This window comes from Kitasatospora sp. NPDC036934 (genome assembly GCF_055608425.1).
In genome coordinates this window covers 149,056-165,343 of sequence record NZ_JBVJQR010000006.1, presented here as the reverse complement: position 1 = coordinate 165,343, position 16,288 = coordinate 149,056, and the positions used below count along the sequence as shown (strand labels likewise).

12 protein-coding genes are annotated in these 16,288 nt (G+C 72.8%); 7 read left to right on the top strand and 5 right to left on the bottom strand.

From position 1 onward, the window contains the following. Window positions 1-16: 16 nt before the first annotated feature. A complete protein-coding gene (gene bioB, locus ACZ7BZ_RS11370; RefSeq protein WP_470358155.1) occupies window positions 17-1,240 on the bottom strand; it encodes a biotin synthase BioB in 1,224 nt (407 codons plus the stop codon). 237 nt (window positions 1,241-1,477) lie between these two features. Here bioB and ACZ7BZ_RS11365 point away from each other — a divergent pair, with 237 nt between their 5' ends. Then, complete coding sequence (locus tag ACZ7BZ_RS11365) at window positions 1,478-2,314, top strand: hypothetical protein (RefSeq protein WP_470358154.1); 837 nt, start codon at window positions 1,478-1,480, stop codon at window positions 2,312-2,314. A 71-nt stretch (window positions 2,315-2,385) separates the two neighbouring features. Here ACZ7BZ_RS11365 and ACZ7BZ_RS11360 read toward each other — a convergent pair whose 3' ends face one another. Next, the gene (locus ACZ7BZ_RS11360; RefSeq protein ID WP_470358273.1) at window positions 2,386-4,878 is read right to left on the bottom strand and encodes a DEAD/DEAH box helicase; all 2,493 of its coding nucleotides are present in this window, start codon (window positions 4,876-4,878) and stop codon (window positions 2,386-2,388) included. Window positions 4,879-5,171: 293 nt separating this feature from the next. On the opposite strand from ACZ7BZ_RS11360, the gene ACZ7BZ_RS11355 reads away from it, so the two are divergent. Both ACZ7BZ_RS11355 and ACZ7BZ_RS11350 read left to right on the top strand, forming a co-directional pair. Further along, window positions 5,172-6,371, top strand: coding sequence for an 8-amino-7-oxononanoate synthase (locus ACZ7BZ_RS11355; protein ID WP_470358153.1), 1,200 nt, complete (start codon window positions 5,172-5,174; stop codon window positions 6,369-6,371). A 142-nt stretch (window positions 6,372-6,513) separates the two neighbouring features. Further along, a complete protein-coding gene (locus tag ACZ7BZ_RS11350) occupies window positions 6,514-7,029 on the top strand; it encodes a hypothetical protein (protein ID WP_470358152.1) in 516 nt (171 codons plus the stop codon). Here ACZ7BZ_RS11350 and ACZ7BZ_RS11345 read toward each other — a convergent pair. Both ACZ7BZ_RS11345 and ligD read right to left on the bottom strand, forming a co-directional pair. After that, window positions 6,981-7,631 carry a GNAT family N-acetyltransferase gene (locus tag ACZ7BZ_RS11345; protein WP_470358151.1) on the bottom strand — a complete coding sequence of 217 codons (651 nt, stop codon included), beginning with the start codon at window positions 7,629-7,631 and terminating at the stop codon, window positions 6,981-6,983. The genes ACZ7BZ_RS11350 and ACZ7BZ_RS11345 overlap by 49 nt on opposite strands. Window positions 7,632-7,772: 141 nt before the next feature. Beyond that, entirely contained in the window at window positions 7,773-8,786 is a 1,014-nt protein-coding gene (gene ligD / locus ACZ7BZ_RS11340; protein WP_470358150.1) for a non-homologous end-joining DNA ligase, read from the bottom strand. A gap of 66 nt (window positions 8,787-8,852) precedes the next feature. On the opposite strand from ligD, the gene ACZ7BZ_RS11335 reads away from it, so the two are divergent. Further along, window positions 8,853-9,914, top strand: coding sequence for an ATP-dependent DNA ligase (locus ACZ7BZ_RS11335; protein ID WP_470358149.1), 1,062 nt, complete (start codon window positions 8,853-8,855; stop codon window positions 9,912-9,914). A 122-nt stretch (window positions 9,915-10,036) separates the two neighbouring features. Here the strand turns inward: ACZ7BZ_RS11335 and ACZ7BZ_RS11330 are convergent, their stop codons facing one another. Next, window positions 10,037-11,431, bottom strand: coding sequence for a serine hydrolase domain-containing protein (locus tag ACZ7BZ_RS11330; RefSeq protein WP_470358148.1), 1,395 nt, complete (start codon window positions 11,429-11,431; stop codon window positions 10,037-10,039). A gap of 482 nt (window positions 11,432-11,913) precedes the next feature. On the opposite strand from ACZ7BZ_RS11330, the gene tdh reads away from it, so the two are divergent. The 3 genes from tdh (at window position 11,914) to ACZ7BZ_RS11315 (ending at window position 16,197) form a co-directional block, all read left to right on the top strand. Then, window positions 11,914-12,942, top strand: coding sequence for an L-threonine 3-dehydrogenase (tdh, locus tag ACZ7BZ_RS11325; protein ID WP_380459718.1), 1,029 nt, complete (start codon window positions 11,914-11,916; stop codon window positions 12,940-12,942). A gap of 98 nt (window positions 12,943-13,040) precedes the next feature. Then, window positions 13,041-14,234, top strand: a complete 1,194-nt coding sequence (locus ACZ7BZ_RS11320; RefSeq protein WP_465740176.1) for a glycine C-acetyltransferase — start codon at window positions 13,041-13,043, stop codon at window positions 14,232-14,234. 355 nt (window positions 14,235-14,589) lie between these two features. Continuing rightward, window positions 14,590-16,197 carry a CocE/NonD family hydrolase gene (locus tag ACZ7BZ_RS11315; RefSeq protein WP_470358147.1) on the top strand — a complete coding sequence of 536 codons (1,608 nt, stop codon included), beginning with the start codon at window positions 14,590-14,592 and terminating at the stop codon, window positions 16,195-16,197. Window positions 16,198-16,288: the final 91 nt, after the last annotated feature.

Here is a 16,288-nt window from a genome sequence, read left to right as displayed (position 1 = left end):
GGAGTGTGCGGGAGGGTCAGGCGTTGGGCGCGAGTTCGGTGCCGGCGCCGCGGCGGCGGACCTTGACCAGGTCGTCGCGCAGCTCGTCGTTGGCGCTCTCCGCTACCGGGGCCGCAGCCGGGGTGCTCGCGGGCGCGTGCTCGTGCCCGCCGCACGGCCCGCAGCCGCCGCCGCTGCCGCACGCCGAGGCGGCGGTGCCGCAGCCTCCGCCCGCGTGCGCCGCCTCGGCGACGTCGGCGCGGTGGCGGGGCAGGGTGGCCTCGCCGGCGCCCTCGACCTCGAAGCCGGCGTCCTTGATCATGTCGAGGTCGGCCTGTCCGGCCTGGCCCTCGCTGGTCAGGTAGTCGCCCAGGAAGATCGAGTTGGCGATGTGCAGGCCGAGCGGCTGCATGGTGCGCAGGTGCACCTCGCGCCCGCCGGCGATCCGCACCTCGGTGTCGGGGTTGACGAAGCGGACCATCGCCAGGATGCGCAGGCAGCGCTGCGGGGTGAGGTTCCACTCCTTGGCGAGCGGGGTGCCCTCGAAGGGGATCAGGAAGTTGACCGGGACGGAGTCCGAGCCCAGCTCGCGCAGCGCGAACACCACGTCGACCAGGTCCTCGTCGGTCTCGCCCATGCCGGCGATCAGGCCCGAGCAGGCGGACAGGCCGGCTCCGTGGGCCTTCTGGACGGTGTCGACCCGGTCCGCGTAGGTGTGGGTCTTGGTGATGGTGCCGTAGGTGTTCTCGGAGGTGTTGAGGTTGTGGTTGTAGGCGTCGGCGCCGGCCGCCTTGAGCCGCTCGGCCTGGTTGTCGGAGAGCAGGCCGAGGCAGACGCAGATCTCGACCTCGGGGTCGGCGTCCTTGATGGCGGCCATGGTGTCGGTGACCCGGTCGATGTCACGGTCCGTCGGGCCGCGGCCGCTGGCGACCAGGCAGACCCGCTTGGCGCCGCCGGCCACCCCGGCGCGGGCGGCGTCGGCGGCCTGGTCCGGCTTCAGCCAGGTGTACTTGAGGATCTCGGCCTTGGACCCGAGCCGCTGGGAGCAGTAGGAGCAGTCCTCGGGGCAGAGCCCGCTCTTCAGGTTCACCAGGTAGTTGAGCTTGACCCGGCGGCCGAACCAGCGGCGGCGCACCTTGCCGGCCGCGGCGACCACGTCGAGCAGCTCGTCGTCGGTGGTGGCGAGGACGGCCAGGGCCTCCTCGCGGGTCGGGACTTCGCCGCGGAGGCCCTTGGCGGTGAGGGTATCGAGCAGATCCATGGGGCCGATCCTGCCTGCTGGCGCTCGAATGGCGCCAGAGCAAACCCACCAGAAGATCCCCGGAAGGATGTGCCGATTGCCACAGTGTCGAAGCTCACGGCGTCGGCGCTGGTCACGCGCTTGACGACGGCACCGGAACCCGGTTACCGGCGAGTAGTGCGAGGGTGCCCGAACCGGTGATCGACAAGGCCCGACCCCGTGACCCACGCCACCCGGCGGGTGCTTAGAATCTGCGCCATGACCACGCAGGGGGAGCGCACCCCGACTCCGGGAGAGGGCCGCGACGGCCGGGCAGGACAGCGGACCGGCGGGGGGCCGGTCGAGGCGGAACCCAAGCGCGGCCGGCGGCTGACCGGCCGCCGGGCGGTCGGTTGGGTCGTCATGGTGGGCGTGGTCGCGGCCGGCGGATGGATCATCACCCAGCCGACGCCCGGCGACTACATACCCGGGCTGGGCCCGTCCGCCAAGGACGCCGACCGCACGCCCCCGGTGGTGGGCGCCCCGCCGCCGACCACCGACCCCGAGGGCCTCAACGCCGACAGCCTCTTCCCGGCCCAGCGACAGGTCGACGCCATCGGCTACAAGGCCCGGCGCGGCGGCATCCGGCAGGGCGAGAAGTGCGACGAGGTGCTCCAGGACCGTACCCAGGAGCTGCTCAAGGACAGCGGCTGCCAGGCCTACCTGATCGTCAGCTTCACCGGCGTCGACCACCCGGTGCGCAGCAGCGTCACCCTGCTGCGCTTCGCCGACCAGGCCGCCGCCGCCAGGGCCGCCGACACTCTGCGCGGCAAGCCCGGCGTGGTCGCCTTCATGCTCGCCGACACCAACATCGCGCCCGCCCCGTCCGCCGGCAGCGCCAAGCCGGGCAGCGAGGCCCGGGTCGAGGCGGTCGGCCACTACGTGACCGTCACCAGCTCCCGCCCCGGCGACGCCCGCCCGGCCGACACCGCCTCCTCGAACCCGGCGCCGTCCACCCCGGCACCGACCGCATCCGGTTCAGGCGGTGAGCCGAACCTGGACGAGGCCACCCGGGCGCTGTCCTACGCGGCGGGTCAGCCGTTTGTGTGGATGTGACAAACGCCAAGGGGCCCGGCGCGCGCCGGGCCCCTTTTGACGTTCACTCAACCGTCGATCCTGACGAAGGGTCAGCCTCCGAGCCGGTCCACCGCCGTCACCCGCACCACCGCCCGGCCCTCCTCGTCCGAGCCGTACAGGTCGACCTCGGCGCTGATGCCCCAGTCGTGGTCGCCCTCCGGGTCGTCGAAGATCTGCCGGACCTTCCAGGCGGAGTCATCCTCCTCGATGATCAGCATCTTCGGGCCGCGCGCGTTCGGTCCGGTACCGAGGTCGTCGTACTCGTCCCAGTACCCGTCCATGGCGTCCGCCCAGCGGTCCGCGTCCCAGCCGTACTCGCCGTCCAGCTCGCCGAGCTCGTTCCAGTGCTCCAGCGCGCACAGCTCGACCCGGCGGAACATCTCGTTGCGCACCAGCACCCGGAACGCCCGCGCGTTCGCGGTGACCGGCGCAGGCTTGTCGTCCAGGGTGACCTCGGCGGTGGCCGCCTCGGTCGGGTTGGCCAGTTGCTCCCACTCGTCCAGCAGGCTGGAGTCGACCTGGCGGACCAGCTCGCCGAGCCAGGCGATGACGTCCTTGAGGTCGTCCGTCTTCACGTCCTCGGGGACGGTCTGCTCCAGCGCCTTGTACGCGCCGGCCAGGTAGCGCAGCACGATGCCCTCGGTGCGGGCGAGTTCGTAGAAGCCGACGTAGTCCGAGAAGGTCATCGCCCGCTCGTACAGGTCGCGCACCACGGACTTGGGCTGCAGCTGGTGGTCGCCGATCCACGGGTGCGCCCGGCGGTACACCTCGTACGCGTGGGTGAGCAGTTCCTCCAGCGGCTTCGGGTAGGTGATCTCCTGGAGCCGCTCCATCCGCTCCTCGTACTCGATGCCGTCGCGCTTCATCTCGCCGATCGCCTCGCCGCGCGCCTTGTTCTGCTGGGCGGCGAGGATCTGGCGCGGGTCGTCGAGGGTCGCCTCGACGACCGAGATGACGTCCATCGCGTACGAGGGCGAGGTCGGGTCGAGCAGCTCGAAGGAGGCCAGCGCGAAGGTGGACAGCGGCTGGTTGAGCGCGAAGTTCTCCTGGAGGTCCAGGGTCAGGCGGACGATCCGGCCCTCGGCGTCCGGCTCCGGCAGTCGCTCCACCACACCGCCCTCCAGCAGCGAGCGGTAGATGGCGATCGCGGTGCGGATGTGCCGGCGCTGGGCGGCCTTGTCCTCGTGGTTGTCGGTCAGCAGCTTGCGCATCGCCTCGAAGGCGTTGCCCGGGCGGCCGATCACCGACAGCAGCATCGCGTGGCTCACCTTGAACCGGGAGACCAGCGGCTCCGGGTCGGCGGAGATCAGCCTCTCGAAGGTCTCCTCCGTCCAGCCGACGAAGCCCTCCGGCGCCTTCTTCCGCACCACCTTGCGCTTCTTCTTCGGGTCGTCCCCGGCCTTGGCGATCGCCTTGTCGTTCTCGATCACGTGCTCCGGCGCCTGGGCGACCACCTGGCCGACGGTGTCGAAGCCCGCCCGGCCGGCCCGCCCGGCGATCTGGTGGAACTCCCGGGCGCGCAGGATGCGCACCCGCTGCCCGTCGTACTTCGAGAGGGCGGTGAACAGCACCGTGCGGATCGGCACATTGACGCCCACGCCGAGCGTGTCCGTCCCGCAGATCACCTTCAACAGGCCCGCCTGGGCGAGGCGTTCGACCAGCCTGCGGTACTTCGGCAGCATGCCCGCGTGGTGCACGCCGATGCCGTGGCGGACGAAACGGGACAGGTTGCGGCCGAACTTGGTGGTGAACCGGAAGCCGCCGATCAGGTCGGCGATGGCCTCCTTCTCCGCCTTCGAGCACATGTTGATGCTCATCAGCGACTGCGCCCGCTCCACCGCCTCCTTCTGGGTGAAGTGCACGACGTAGACCGGCGCCTGGCCGGTCTGCAGCAGCTCCTCCAGGGTGTCGTGCATGGTGGTGCGGCGGTACTCGTAGAACAGCGGCACCGGACGGGTCGCGTTGCGCACCACCGTGGTCGGACGGCCGGTGCGGCGGGTCAGGTCCTCCTCGAAGCGGCGCACGTCGCCGAGCGTCGCCGACATCAGCAGGAACTGCGCCTGCGGCAGCTCCAACAGCGGGATCTGCCAGGCCCAGCCGCGGTCCGGCTCCGCGTAGAAGTGGAACTCGTCCATCACCACCTGGCCGATGTCCGCCCGCGCGCCGTCCCGCAGCGCGATCTGGGCCAGCACCTCGGCGGTGCAGCAGATGATCGGCGCGGTCGGGTTGACGCTCGCGTCGCCCGTCATCATGCCGACCTGCTCGGTGCCGAACATCTTCACCAGGTCGAAGAACTTCTCCGACACCAGCGCCTTGATCGGCGCCGTGTAGAAGGTCCGCTGCCCCTCCGCCAGCGCCGCGAAGTGCGCACCCGCCGCCACCAGGCTCTTTCCCGAGCCGGTCGGCGTCGCCAGGATGACGTTGTTCCCCGAGACCAGCTCGATCAGCGCCTCCTCCTGCGCCGGGTACAGCGTGATCCCGCGTTCCTCCGCCCAGGCTGCGAACGTCTCGTACAGCGCGTCGGGGGTGGCGGGCTTCGGCATCAGATCAAGGAGGGTCACCGGGCTATCTTGCCTGCTCGCCGCCACCCCGGGCAAAGCCCGGTGGTGGGGGTGGCGGCGGGGCGGAGGCGTCGGAAGGGCGCGGCAGACGAGGCGGGGGAGACAGACGAGGCGGGGCATCGCAGCGGACCATCAGCCGCACCGTGCCGTCGTTGAAGAGCCAGCCCTGCGCGCCGCTGCCGAAAACCCGTGCGGGCGGCGACAGGAACACCCCCGCCGAGGTGTGCCGAGTCGCACATTGCCGCCGTCTCGCGGGGCGTGCCAGAGTGCCGGGCATGTCCCAACCCCTTGCCTCCCAGAACCGCCCCGCGGCCCCGCCCGCCCCCGGCCACGTCTTCGACTGGCTCGACGAGGCCGCCGGGCTGCGGGCCGACGCCGGGCTGACCCGCAGGCTGCGCAGCCGGGGCGCCCAGGACCAGGTGCTGGACCTCGCCGGGAACGACTACCTCGGGCTGACCAGGCACCCGGCGGTGACCGCGGCGGCCGGGGAGGCGGCGCTGCGCTGGGGCGGGGGGTCGACGGGCTCGCGGCTGGTCACCGGGACGACCGCGCTGCACACCGAACTCGAAGCGGAACTGGCCGAGTTCTGCGGGGTGGAGGCCGCGCTGGTGTTCTCCTCCGGGTACACCGCGAACCTCGCCGCGCTCACCGCGCTGACCGACCCGGACACCCTGATCGTCTCCGACGCCTACAACCACGCGTCGCTGATCGACGGCTGCCGGCTCGCCCGCGCCGACGTCCACCGCGCCCCGCACAGCGACCCGGCGGCCGTCGCCGAGGTGCTCGCCGGGCGGGAACAGCGGCGGGCGCTGGTGGTCACCGACTCGGTGTTCTCGGTGGACGGCGACGCGGCGCCGCTGCGCGGTCTGTCCGAAGCCGTCCGGGCGTACGGCGCCGCGCTGCTGGTGGACGACGCGCACGGCCTGGGCGTGCTCGGCCCCGGCGGGCGCGGCGCCCTGGCCGCCGCCGGCCTCGCAGGGGAGCCGGACACCGTCGCCACCGTGACCCTCTCCAAGTCCCTCGGCTCCCAGGGCGGCGCCGTCCTCGGCCCGCGCCGGGTCATCCGGCACCTCACCGAGACCGCCCGCACCTTCATCTTCGACACCGGCCTCGCCCCGGCCGCCGCCGGCGCCGCCCTCGCCGCCCTGCGGCTGCTGCGCGCCGAACCCCGGCGCGCCGACCGCTCCCGCGAGGTCGCCCGCGCCCTCGCCGCCCGGCTCACCGCAGCCGGCCTGCACGCCTGCGAGCCCGACGCGGCCGTCGTCTCGGTCCGCGCCCCCGGCCCGGAAGCCGCCGTCACCTGGGCCGCCGACTGCCTCCGCGCCGGCCTCGCCGTCGGCTGCTTCCGCCCCCCGTCCGTCCCGGACGGCATCTCCCGGCTGCGCCTCACCGCCCGCGCCGACCTCACCGACACCCAGATCACCGAGGCCGTCCGGACCATCGCCCGCCTGGCCCCGGCCGGCGCGCGGGGCTGACGGCGGCCGGGCCCGGGCTCGATCAGGGCGTGAGGTCGATGACCCGCACGCGCCGGCCGGCCCCCTGGCCGGGTTCGGCGGTCGCGACGGACTCCGGAGGCGGACCGGGGCCGGGTGCTGTGGACCCCTCCGGAGGAGTGCGATGACCGATCTGCGCTGGGAGGACCACCGGGGCTGGCTGCTCGATCCGGAGCGCGATGGCTGGCTGCCGGGCGGGGGCATAGTGGACACCGCGGTGGCGGACCGGCAGGCACTGCTCGACCTGGTGGTGGAGCGGGGCTGGGAGCACACGTTCGTCGCAGGCTGCTTCGAGCTGCCGTGGCCGCGGGCCGAGGAGGTGCTGTCCCGGCCGAGCGGTGCCGCGTGCCCGGTGTTGAGCGTACGGCCGGGGCCGGAGGTCGGGGTGGTGTTCCGGTTCGGCCGTGCGGAGCGGATCGACTTCGACGTCGATGTCGAGCGAGTCCGCGACCAGGAAGGGCTGGACGACGTGTGCGGCTTCCTGGCCGCGGTCGGGCGGCGGCTGGGCAGGTCGGTGTCGACGGACGCCGACGGCGACGGGCCGTTCCTCCGGTACGACCTGGCGGCCGACGAGGTCCGGGTGGACGGGCCCTACGGCTGGCCGAGCACCAGCAGTGCCTCGGCGCCCACCGGCCGGTAGCCCGCGGCCTGGAAGGCGCGGACGCTGGGGGCGTTGCCGGGGGCCTGCTGGGCCCAGACGGCGTCGCCCTCGGGCAGCAGGTGGCGGGCGGCGGTGGCCAGGGTACGGCCGAGGCCGCGGCCCTGGGCGGTGGGGTCGACCTCGACGGCCGTCTCCCAGCGGCCGGCCACGCCGCGGCCGAGGATGAGTACGCCGCCGTCGGCCTCGTACACCCGGACGTCCTCGCGGTAGCGCAACGCCCGTACCACCCGGGGGTGTCGGCGGTCATGGACGGGGGTGAGCGGCAGCGGCGGCGGGCCGGGGAGGCGGCCGGCGACGGAGAGCAGGTCGATGTTGTTGACGGTCCGTCCGGTCCGCTGGGCGAGGGCGGTCAGGAACGGCGGGCAGAGCGGCGCGGACAGCGGGTCGCCGGGGTCGGCGGCGAGGGCGGCCCGCACCCAGTCGGGGTCCTGGTCGGTGAACACCACGGCGTGGGCGGCGAAGGCGATCACCCCGGCCGCGCGCGGCGAGGGCTGGGGCAGCACCGTCACCGTCCCGTCCGGCGGCGGGAACACCCCGCCCGCCGCGTCCGCCAGGATCTCCGCCAGCCCCCGTGTGCCCATCGCGATTCCCTTTCCGTCCCGGCCGGTGATCACCAGCCTAAGACCGACCGGCAACGCCAGAACAGCAGTCGCCGGAGCGTGAACCCCGGAAGCCACTGCCCAGGGCGTATGCCCGCACCTCGGCGAGCGTGGCGGGAGGGCCTAGGTCGCCTTCTTGCGGGCCCGGCTGGGCTGTACCCGGGGCGGTTCGCCGGCGGCCTTGGGGTGGTCGGGCGGGTAGGGGAGTTCGCCGAGGCCCTCGTCGTGGAGCTGCTTGTCGTACAGCTCCAGGAGGGCGTCCAGTCGGTAGGCGTGGTCCGCCATCTCGGCGTTGAGGTCGCCGAGTTCGGCAAAACGGGCGGGGACGGTGCGCAGGTCGAAGTCCTCGGGGGAGGCGTCGTCGAGTTCGTCCCAGCGCAGTGGGGTGGAGGCGGTGGCGCGGGGACGGGCGCGCAGGGAGTAGGCGGAGGCGATGGTGCGGTCGCGGGCCATCTGGTTGTAGTCGACGAAGATGCGTTCGCCGCGTTCCTCCTTCCACCAGGCGGTGGTCACCCGGCCAGGCATCCGCTGTTCCAGGACCCGGCCGAGGGCGATCACCGCGTGCCGGCCGTCGGTGAAGGTCCACTCGGGGACGAGCGGCACGTAGATGTGCAGGCCGCGCCCGCCGGAGGACTTGGGCCAGCCGCGCAGCCCGTGTTCCTCCAGCAGGGCGCGCAGTTCGTGGGCGGCGCGGACGGCGTCGTGGAAGTCGGTGCCGGGCTGCGGGTCGAGGTCGATGCGCAGTTCGTCGACGTGGTCGGTGTCGCCGCGCCGTACCGGCCAGGGGTGGAAGGTGAGGCAGCCCAGGTTGGCGGCCCACAGGACGGCGGCGGGCTCGGTGGGGCAGATCTCGTCGGCGGAGCGGCCGCTGGGGAACTCGATGCGGGCGGTGGGCAGCCAGTCGGGCAGGCCCTTGGGCGCGCGTTTCTGGTAGAAGAACTCGCCGTCGACGCCGTCGGGGAAGCGCTGGAGGGTGGTGGGCCGGTCCCGCAGTCCGTGCAGCACCCCGTCGGCCACGGCCAGGTAGTACTGCGCGACGTCCAGCTTGGTGAAGCCGCGCTCGGGGTAGTACACCTTGTCCGGGTTGGACAGCCGGACGGTGCGACCGGCGACTTCCAGTTCGACGGCTGAGCCCATGGCTCCCACGCTAAGGGCGCCGCGCCCGGCGCGCGCCCCGAGCCCGTTGGGGTGAGGCTGGGACTCATGGACCTGCCCGTGATGCCGCCGGTGACGCCGATGCTCGCCAAGTCGGTGGCCAGGATCCCGCCGGGGATGCAGTACGAGGCCAAGTGGGACGGCTTCCGCAGCACCGTGTTCCGCGACGGCGACGAGGTCGAGTTGGGCAGCCGTACCGGCAAGCCGCTGACCAGGTACTTCCCCGAACTGGTGGAGGCCTTCCGGCGGGAGCTGCCGCCGCGCTGCGTGCTGGACGGCGAGGTGGTGATCGCCCGGGACGGGCGGCTGCGCTTCGAGGAGCTGCTGGAGCGGATCCACCCGGCGGCGAGCCGGGTGAGAATGCTCGCCGAGCGCACGCCCGCCTCCTTCGTGGCCTTCGACCTGCTCGCCCTCGGTGACGACTCGCTCCTGGACGAGCCGCTCTCGGTGCGCCGCCCGGCCCTGGAGGCGGCGCTCGCCGACGCCGCCGACCCGGTGTTCACCGCTCCCGCCTCGACCGACCGGGAGCTGGCGCAGACCTGGTTCGCCGAGTACGAGGGCGCCGGGCTGGACGGGGTGGTGGCCAAGCCGCTGGACCAGCCGTACCGCCCGGGCGAGCGGAGCATGTTCAAGATCAAGCACGAGCGCACCGCCGACTGCGTGGTGGCCGGCTACCGCGAGCACAAGAGCGGCCCGGTGGTCGGCTCGCTGCTGCTGGGCATCTACGACGACGAGCGCAGGCTCCAGCACGTCGGCGTCTGCGCCGCCTTCCCGATGGCCCGCCGCCGCGAACTGGTGGAGGAACTCGCCCCGCTCAGGATGGACGACGTCTCCCAACACCCTTGGGGCGCCTGGGCGGAGGAGTCCGCGCACGCCGAGGGCCGACTGCCGGGGGCGGTCAGCCGCTGGACCGGCGGCAAGGACCTGTCGTGGATCGCACTGCGCCCCGAGCGGGTGGTCGAGGTGGCGTACGACCACATGGAGGGCACCCGCTTCCGGCACACCGCGCAGTTCCGCCGCTGGCGGCCGGACCGCACGCCGGAGAGCTGCGGCTACGGGCAGTTGGAGGAGCCGGTCTCGTACGACCTCGGCAAGGTGCTGGGGATCTGAGGTGCTGGGGATCTGAGGTGCTGGGGATCCGAGGCGCTGGGGATCCGACGGAACGTCGTAGGCCCGCCCCGGTCGACGCCGGGACGGACCCACGGCAACTCACCGCAGTCGACGTGAAGAGGTCAGGCCCGCACCGTGGTCGGGGCGCTGCCCGTCGGCGAGGGCGCGCCGCTCCCGGAGGCGGCGGCCGACGCGGAGCCGGACGCCGGGCCCGAGCCGGGGGCTGACGGCGAGGCGGTCTCCGCCGGGAGCGCGTAGACGTGGTTCGGCGAGATGATCTTGGTGATCTCATTGGCGAACAGCGTGGACGGCTCCTGGCCCTGGGAGATCACATCCGTGTTGAGCAGCAGCACCAGGGTGGCCTGGGCGTCCGGCATGTACACCGCGACGCTCTCGAAGCCCGGCATCGAGCCGTTGTGCCCGATCCACCCGCCGTTGTTGAACAGCCCGAAGCCGTAGGTGACGCCGGGGTCGCCGGTCGGCAGGGTCTTCAGGCGCTCGGTCTGGCTGGCCGGGCTGATGATGGCGCCGGTGGCCATGGTCTTCGCCCAGCTCTCCAGGTCGCCGAGCTGGGTGATGACGGCCCCGGCGGTCCACGCCCAGGACGGGTTCCAGTTGGTGGAGTCCTGGATCGACCCGTCCGGCGTCTGGTTGGTGTAGCCGTGGGCGTGCGGGTCGGGGAGGGTCCCGTCGCTGGGGAAGCTGGTCTTGCTCAGCGAGGCCGGCGTGAACACCTGGGCCTGGAGGAAGTCACCGGCGCTCTGCCCGCTGACCTTCTCGATCAGCTTGCCCAGCAGGATGTAGTTGCTGTTGCTGTACTGGAACTTGGTGCCGGGCGGGAACATGGCGGGGTGCTTGTAGCCGTAGGCGAGCAGCTGGTCCGGGGTGAACACGTGGTTCGGGTCGTTGATCAGGGTGTTCACGAAGTCCGGGTCGGAGCTGTACGGGAAGAGTCCGCTGCGCATCTCGCCGAGCTGGCGCACGGTGATGCCGTCGCCGCCGGGGACGCCGTCCACGTACTTGGAGATCGGGTCGTCCAGGCCGACCTTGCCCTGGTCCACCAGCCGCAGCACGGCCGTCGCGGTGTAGGTCTTGCTCTCGCTGCCGATGCGGGTGAACAGGCCGGCGTCCATCGGGGTGTCGGCGGTCTTGTCGGAGACGCCGAAGGACTTCTGGTAGGTGCCGTTCGGCGTGAGGATCCCGACCGAGATGCCGGGGACGGCGTTCTGCTTCAGCACCCGCTGGATCGCGACGTCCAACCGGGCGGTGACGGCGGGGGTCAGCGGCACCACCGCGTTCGAGGAGGCGCTGCCCGAAGCGGTCGCGGACGGGCTGAGCGCCGCCGGCTCGGCGGTGACCGCCGGTTCGGCGGCCTGCCCGCCCGACTTCGAGTCGCCGGAACAGGCGGAGACGGCGAGCAGCCCGGTCAGGGCCAGGGCGGCGGCGGTCGCGCGGGCGACGGAACCACGGCCGACGGAACGGGGTGCGGCCGCTCGCGGCCGTCGGATCTTGGTCATGTGTCGAGAGCGCCTCTCTGGGGCGGACGGCCCTTGGCGAAGGGCCCCGGAGCGCTGCTCCACGGGGCCGTGGGGGATCGTCGTCACCGTAAGCACCGGCCTCGAACGCCCGCGCGCCGGTGGCGGCCGGGCTGGCCCGAACGGACCCAATGCCCACCTGAGTGGCCCCCGCCGCTCCCGCCCCGCTGGCGGACCTTTGTCAAGTACCCCGGTGGCACGGCCGGTTGGTGTCGCGACCGGTGCCCCGCGCTCGGCCGGACGGGTGAGCACCGGCATGCCGCGGTCGCCTCCGGGCCCAGCTCGGGCACGATCGTTTAGCCCAGCTGTGGTCGCCCTTAAGAATTCCTCGATGGACCGCACCCCCTCCCACCAGGCAGATTTCTGCCTGCCGGAGCGTGCCCGCCAGGAGCGGCCGAACCGCGCCCCTCGGCCTGCCCCACCTCCGGAGGCCGCCCCGATCAGCACGTCAGGAGCCGTCGCCCGTGAAGGCACTCGTCAAGCAGAACGCCGAGCCCGGCCTCTGGATGATCGACGTCCCGAAGCCCGAGATCGGCCCCGGCGAGGTGCTGATCAAGGTGCTGCGCACCGGCATCTGCGGCACCGACCTGCACATCCGCAAGTGGGACGGCTGGGCGCAGCAGACCATCAAGACCCCGCTGGTGCTCGGCCACGAGTTCGTCGGCGAGGTCGCCGAGCTCGGCGCCGGTGTCGCGGACATCGCGATCGGCGACCTGGTCAGCGGCGAGGGCCACCTGGTCTGCGGCAAGTGCCGCAACTGCCTGGCCGGGCGCCGCCACCTGTGCCGCAACACCATCGGCCTGGGCGTCAACCGGGACGGCGCCTTCGCCGAGTACGTGGCCCTGCCGGCCTCCAACGTCTGGGTGCACCGGGTGCCGGTCGACCTCGACGTGGCCGCGATCTTCGACCCCTTCGGCAACGCCGTGCACACCGCGCTGTCCTTCCCGCTGGTCGGCGAGGACGTGCTGGTCACCGGCGCCGGCCCGATCGGCATCATGGCCGCCGCCGTCGCCAAGCACGCCGGCGCCCGCAACGTGATGATCACCGACGTCTCCCCGTACCGCCTCGACCTGGCCCGCCGGGTCGGCGTGACGCTGGCGCTCGACGTCGCCGAGCACACCATCGAAGAGGGCCAGCAGAAGCTGGGCCTGCGCGAGGGCTTCGACGTCGGTCTGGAGATGTCCGGTCGCCCCGAGGCGATGCAGTCGATGATCGCCAACATGACCCACGGCGGCAAGATCGCCATGCTGGGCCTGCCGGCCGAGGACTTCCCGGTGGACTGGGCCTCGATCGTCACCTCGATGATCACCATCAAGGGCATCTACGGCCGCGAGATGTTCGAGACCTGGTACGCGATGTCCGTACTGCTGGAGGGCGGCCTGGACCTCAGCCCGGTGATCACCGGCCGCTACGCCGCCACCGAGTTCGAAGCCGCCTTCGACGACGCCGCGAGCGGCAACTGCGGCAAGATCATCCTCGACTGGACCGCCTGAGTCCTGCCGGTCCCGCCTGAGCCCTGCCTGAGTTCCGCCCGAGCCCTGCCTGGGCGCCGCCGATCCGACGCTCCGCCGTCACGACTAGGAGTCTGCCCGTGTTCGACAACGTGCGCGCCGACATCGCCACCACCCTCGACGAGATCCGCGAGGCCGGCCTGTTCAAGCCGGAGCGGGTGATCGGCAGCCCGCAGAGCGCCGAGGTCACCGTCACCTCCGGCGGCCGCCCCGGCGAGGTGCTGAACTTCTGCGCCAACAACTACCTCGGCCTGGCCGACCACCCCGAGGTGCTCGCCGCGGCCAAGGACGCCCTGGACCGCTGGGGCTACGGCATGGCCTCGGTGCGCTTCATCTGCGGCACCCAGGACGTGCACAAGGAGCTGGAGGACCGCCTCTCGGCCTTCCTCGGCCAGGAGGACACCATCCTCTACTCCTCCTGCTTCGACGCCAACGGCGGCGTCTTCGAGACCATCCTCGGTGCGGAGGACGCCGTCATCTCCGACGCGCTCAACCACGCCAGCATCATCGACGGCATCCGGCTCAGCAAGGCCCGCCGCCACCGCTACGCCAACCGCGACCTGGCCGACCTGGAGCAGCAGCTCAAGGAGACCCAGGACGCCCGCCGCCGCCTGATCGTCACCGACGGCGTCTTCTCGATGGACGGCTACGTCGCCCCGCTGCGCGAGATCTGCGACCTGGCCGACCGGTACGACGCCATGGTCATGGTCGACGACTCGCACGCCGTCGGCTTCGTCGGCGCCGGCGGCCGGGGCACCCCCGAACTGCACGGCGTGATGGACCGGGTGGACATCATCACCGGCACCCTGGGCAAGGCGCTCGGCGGCGCCTCGGGCGGCTACGTCGCCGCCCGCCGGGAGATCGTCGCCCTGCTGCGCCAGCGCTCCCGCCCGTACCTGTTCTCCAACTCGCTGGCCCCGGTGATCGCGGCCGCCTCGCTGAAGGTGCTCGACCTGGTCGAGCAGTCCAACGAGCTGCGCGAGCGGCTGGCGGCCAACACCGCGCTGTTCCGCTCGAAGATGACCGAGGCCGGGTTCGAGATCCTGCCGGGCGACCACCCGATCGCCCCGGTGATGATCGGCGACGCGGCGAAGGCGGGCCGGCTCGCCGAACTCCTGCTGGAGCGCGGCGTGTACGTGATCGGCTTCTCCTATCCGGTGGTCCCGCACGGCCAGGCCCGGATCCGGGTCCAGCTGTCCGCGGCGCACTCCACCGAGGACGTCGAGCGCGCGGTCGCGGCCTTCGTGGACGCCCGCGCCGCGATGGAGGGCTGACCGCCCCGGGCTGCCGGGCCCGGGCAGGGCCCGCACAGGCTGCCCGCGGGCCGGACCGCTCGGAACCGGGCCGGCCTGCGGGCTCACAACCGCCGTGCGGCAGTGGCGAATCGATTCGCCCCCGCCGCACGGCCACCAGACCACCTGCCCCACCCTCCCGGTACGGAGGTGGGACGCCGGCCGCACCGGTGTCCCACCTCCGTTCGCGGTTTCCGGGGTCGGCGGGGAGGGGCGTCGGCAGAGTCGACGGTACGTTACCGGCCAGTAATTTGGCTGATCATCACCTCCTCCGGGAAGCCGTCGGATCCTTAGGCTCACCATGATCACATCGGGTGAACTGAGGGAGCAGAGCGTGATGGCACGACGCCACCGGACCAGCGGACACCGGACCGGCGGACAGCGGGCGGCGAGCGCCGCCCTGGCCCTGGCGCTCGGGCTCGGGGTGGGGGTGGTGGCTCAACCCGCCGTTGCGGCGCCCGCGTTCGAGCCCGCCGTGCCCGCCGGCGCCTCGGCGTTCGGCGGTTTCCGGCTGGCGGACATCACCGCCCGGGACGGCGTCGTCCTCAGGGCCGACGTGTTCACCCCGCCCACCGGGACGCCGGGGGCGGACGCCCGGGGGCGCTACCCGGTGGTGGTGCAGCCGGCCAGCTGGGGGCAGAACGACCTGGAGTACGTCGCCCAGGGGCACAAGTTCGCCGCCGCCGGGTACGTCGTGGTGACGTACACCGTCCGCGGCTTCTGGGGGTCGGGCGGCGAGGTGGACGTCGCCGGGTCCAAGGACGTCGCCGACATCTCCACGGTGATCGACTGGGCGCTCGCCCACACCCAGGCCGATCCGGACCGGGTCGGCATGATCGGCCTGTCGCTCGGCGGCGGCCTCACCCTCCTCGGCGCCGCGTTCGACCAGCGGATCAAGGCCGTCGCCTCGCTGAGCGGCTGGGCCGACCTCACCGACGCGCTGTACAGCGGGCAGACCCGGCACACCTCCGCCGCCGACCGGCTGGCCACCATCGAGGGCCTGACCGGCCGCAAGAGCCCGGAGTTCGCCACTGCCCTGGACGACCTGTTCGCCGACCACGACCTGCCCGCGGTGGTCAAGTGGGCGGACGTCCGCTCGCCCGCCACCTACCTGGACCGGATCAACGCCAACGGCGCCGCGGTCTACCTCGCCAACGGCTGGAGCGACAGCTTCTTCAACCCCGGCCAGATGACCGACTTCTACCAGCGGCTGACCGTGCCCAAGCGCCTGGAGCTGCGGCCCGGCGACCACGCCAGCCAGGAGTTCACCGGCCTGCTCGGCTTCTCCGACGCCACCTGGGACAACGCCCGCGGCTGGCTGGACCGCTACCTCAAGGGCTCGCCCGGCGCGAACGACCAGGCGCAGGGCGTGGACCTGGAGGTCCGCCCGGGCGGCGCCCACGAGGCGTACCCGGACTGGCGCTCCGTCGCCTCCCGCACCGAGCGGCTGAGCTTCGGCGACAGCTCCACCGTCCGCGGCGACCAGCCGTCCGGTGCGAGCGGCGGCGTCGTGCTGCTCTCCGGCCTGGTCGACCAGTGGCTGCACCAGCCGCCGACCGTCCTGGTGCCGCTGCTGGACCGGGACGCCGCCGCGGTCCGGCAGTCGGAGCCGTACCGGCGGGGCCTCCCGGTGCGCGGGGCCGCCCGGGTGCACACCACCGTGACCAGCTCCGCACCGCAGGGCACGGGCGTCGCGTACCTCTACGACGTGGACGCCCTCGGTGTCGGCCGGCTGATCGCCCACGCCCCGCAGAGCTGGTCCGGCCGGCCGGTGGGGCAGCCCTTCCCGCTGGACGTCACGCTGTTCCCCACCGCCTACGACCTCCCGGCCGGGCACCGGCTGGCCCTGGTGCTCGGCACCCACGACGACCTGTACGGCGGCGAGACGCCGAAGGGCAGCACGGTGACCTTCGGTCCGGCGGAGGTCACCCTGCCGGTGCGCTGAGGTCCCGGTCCTCCTCCCCGGCCGGACGGGGCCTCGGCGCGGGGAGGAAGGGTCGGGCCCGAGGTCAACAGCTGAGATGGATCCGATTGGA

Bases quoted from the DNA above. Each gene is read 5' to 3' on its own strand.
- ACZ7BZ_RS11350 (WP_470358152.1), top strand. From the start codon at position 6,514: ATGACCGATCTGCGCTGGGAGGACCACCGGGGCTGGCTGCTCGATCCG.
- ACZ7BZ_RS11360 (WP_470358273.1), bottom strand. From the start codon at position 4,878: ATGCCGAAGCCCGCCACCCCCGACGCGCTGTACGAGACGTTCGCAGCC.
- ACZ7BZ_RS11345 (WP_470358151.1), bottom strand. From the start codon at position 7,631: ATGGGCACACGGGGGCTGGCGGAGATCCTGGCGGACGCGGCGGGCGGG.
- ACZ7BZ_RS11315 (WP_470358147.1), top strand. From the start codon at position 14,590: ATGGCACGACGCCACCGGACCAGCGGACACCGGACCGGCGGACAGCGG.
- ACZ7BZ_RS11365 (WP_470358154.1), top strand. From the start codon at position 1,478: ATGACCACGCAGGGGGAGCGCACCCCGACTCCGGGAGAGGGCCGCGAC.
- ACZ7BZ_RS11330 (WP_470358148.1), bottom strand. From the start codon at position 11,431: ATGACCAAGATCCGACGGCCGCGAGCGGCCGCACCCCGTTCCGTCGGC.
- ACZ7BZ_RS11355 (WP_470358153.1), top strand. From the start codon at position 5,172: ATGTCCCAACCCCTTGCCTCCCAGAACCGCCCCGCGGCCCCGCCCGCC.
- ACZ7BZ_RS11335 (WP_470358149.1), top strand. From the start codon at position 8,853: ATGGACCTGCCCGTGATGCCGCCGGTGACGCCGATGCTCGCCAAGTCG.
- bioB (WP_470358155.1), bottom strand. From the start codon at position 1,240: ATGGATCTGCTCGATACCCTCACCGCCAAGGGCCTCCGCGGCGAAGTC.
- ligD (WP_470358150.1), bottom strand. From the start codon at position 8,786: ATGGGCTCAGCCGTCGAACTGGAAGTCGCCGGTCGCACCGTCCGGCTG.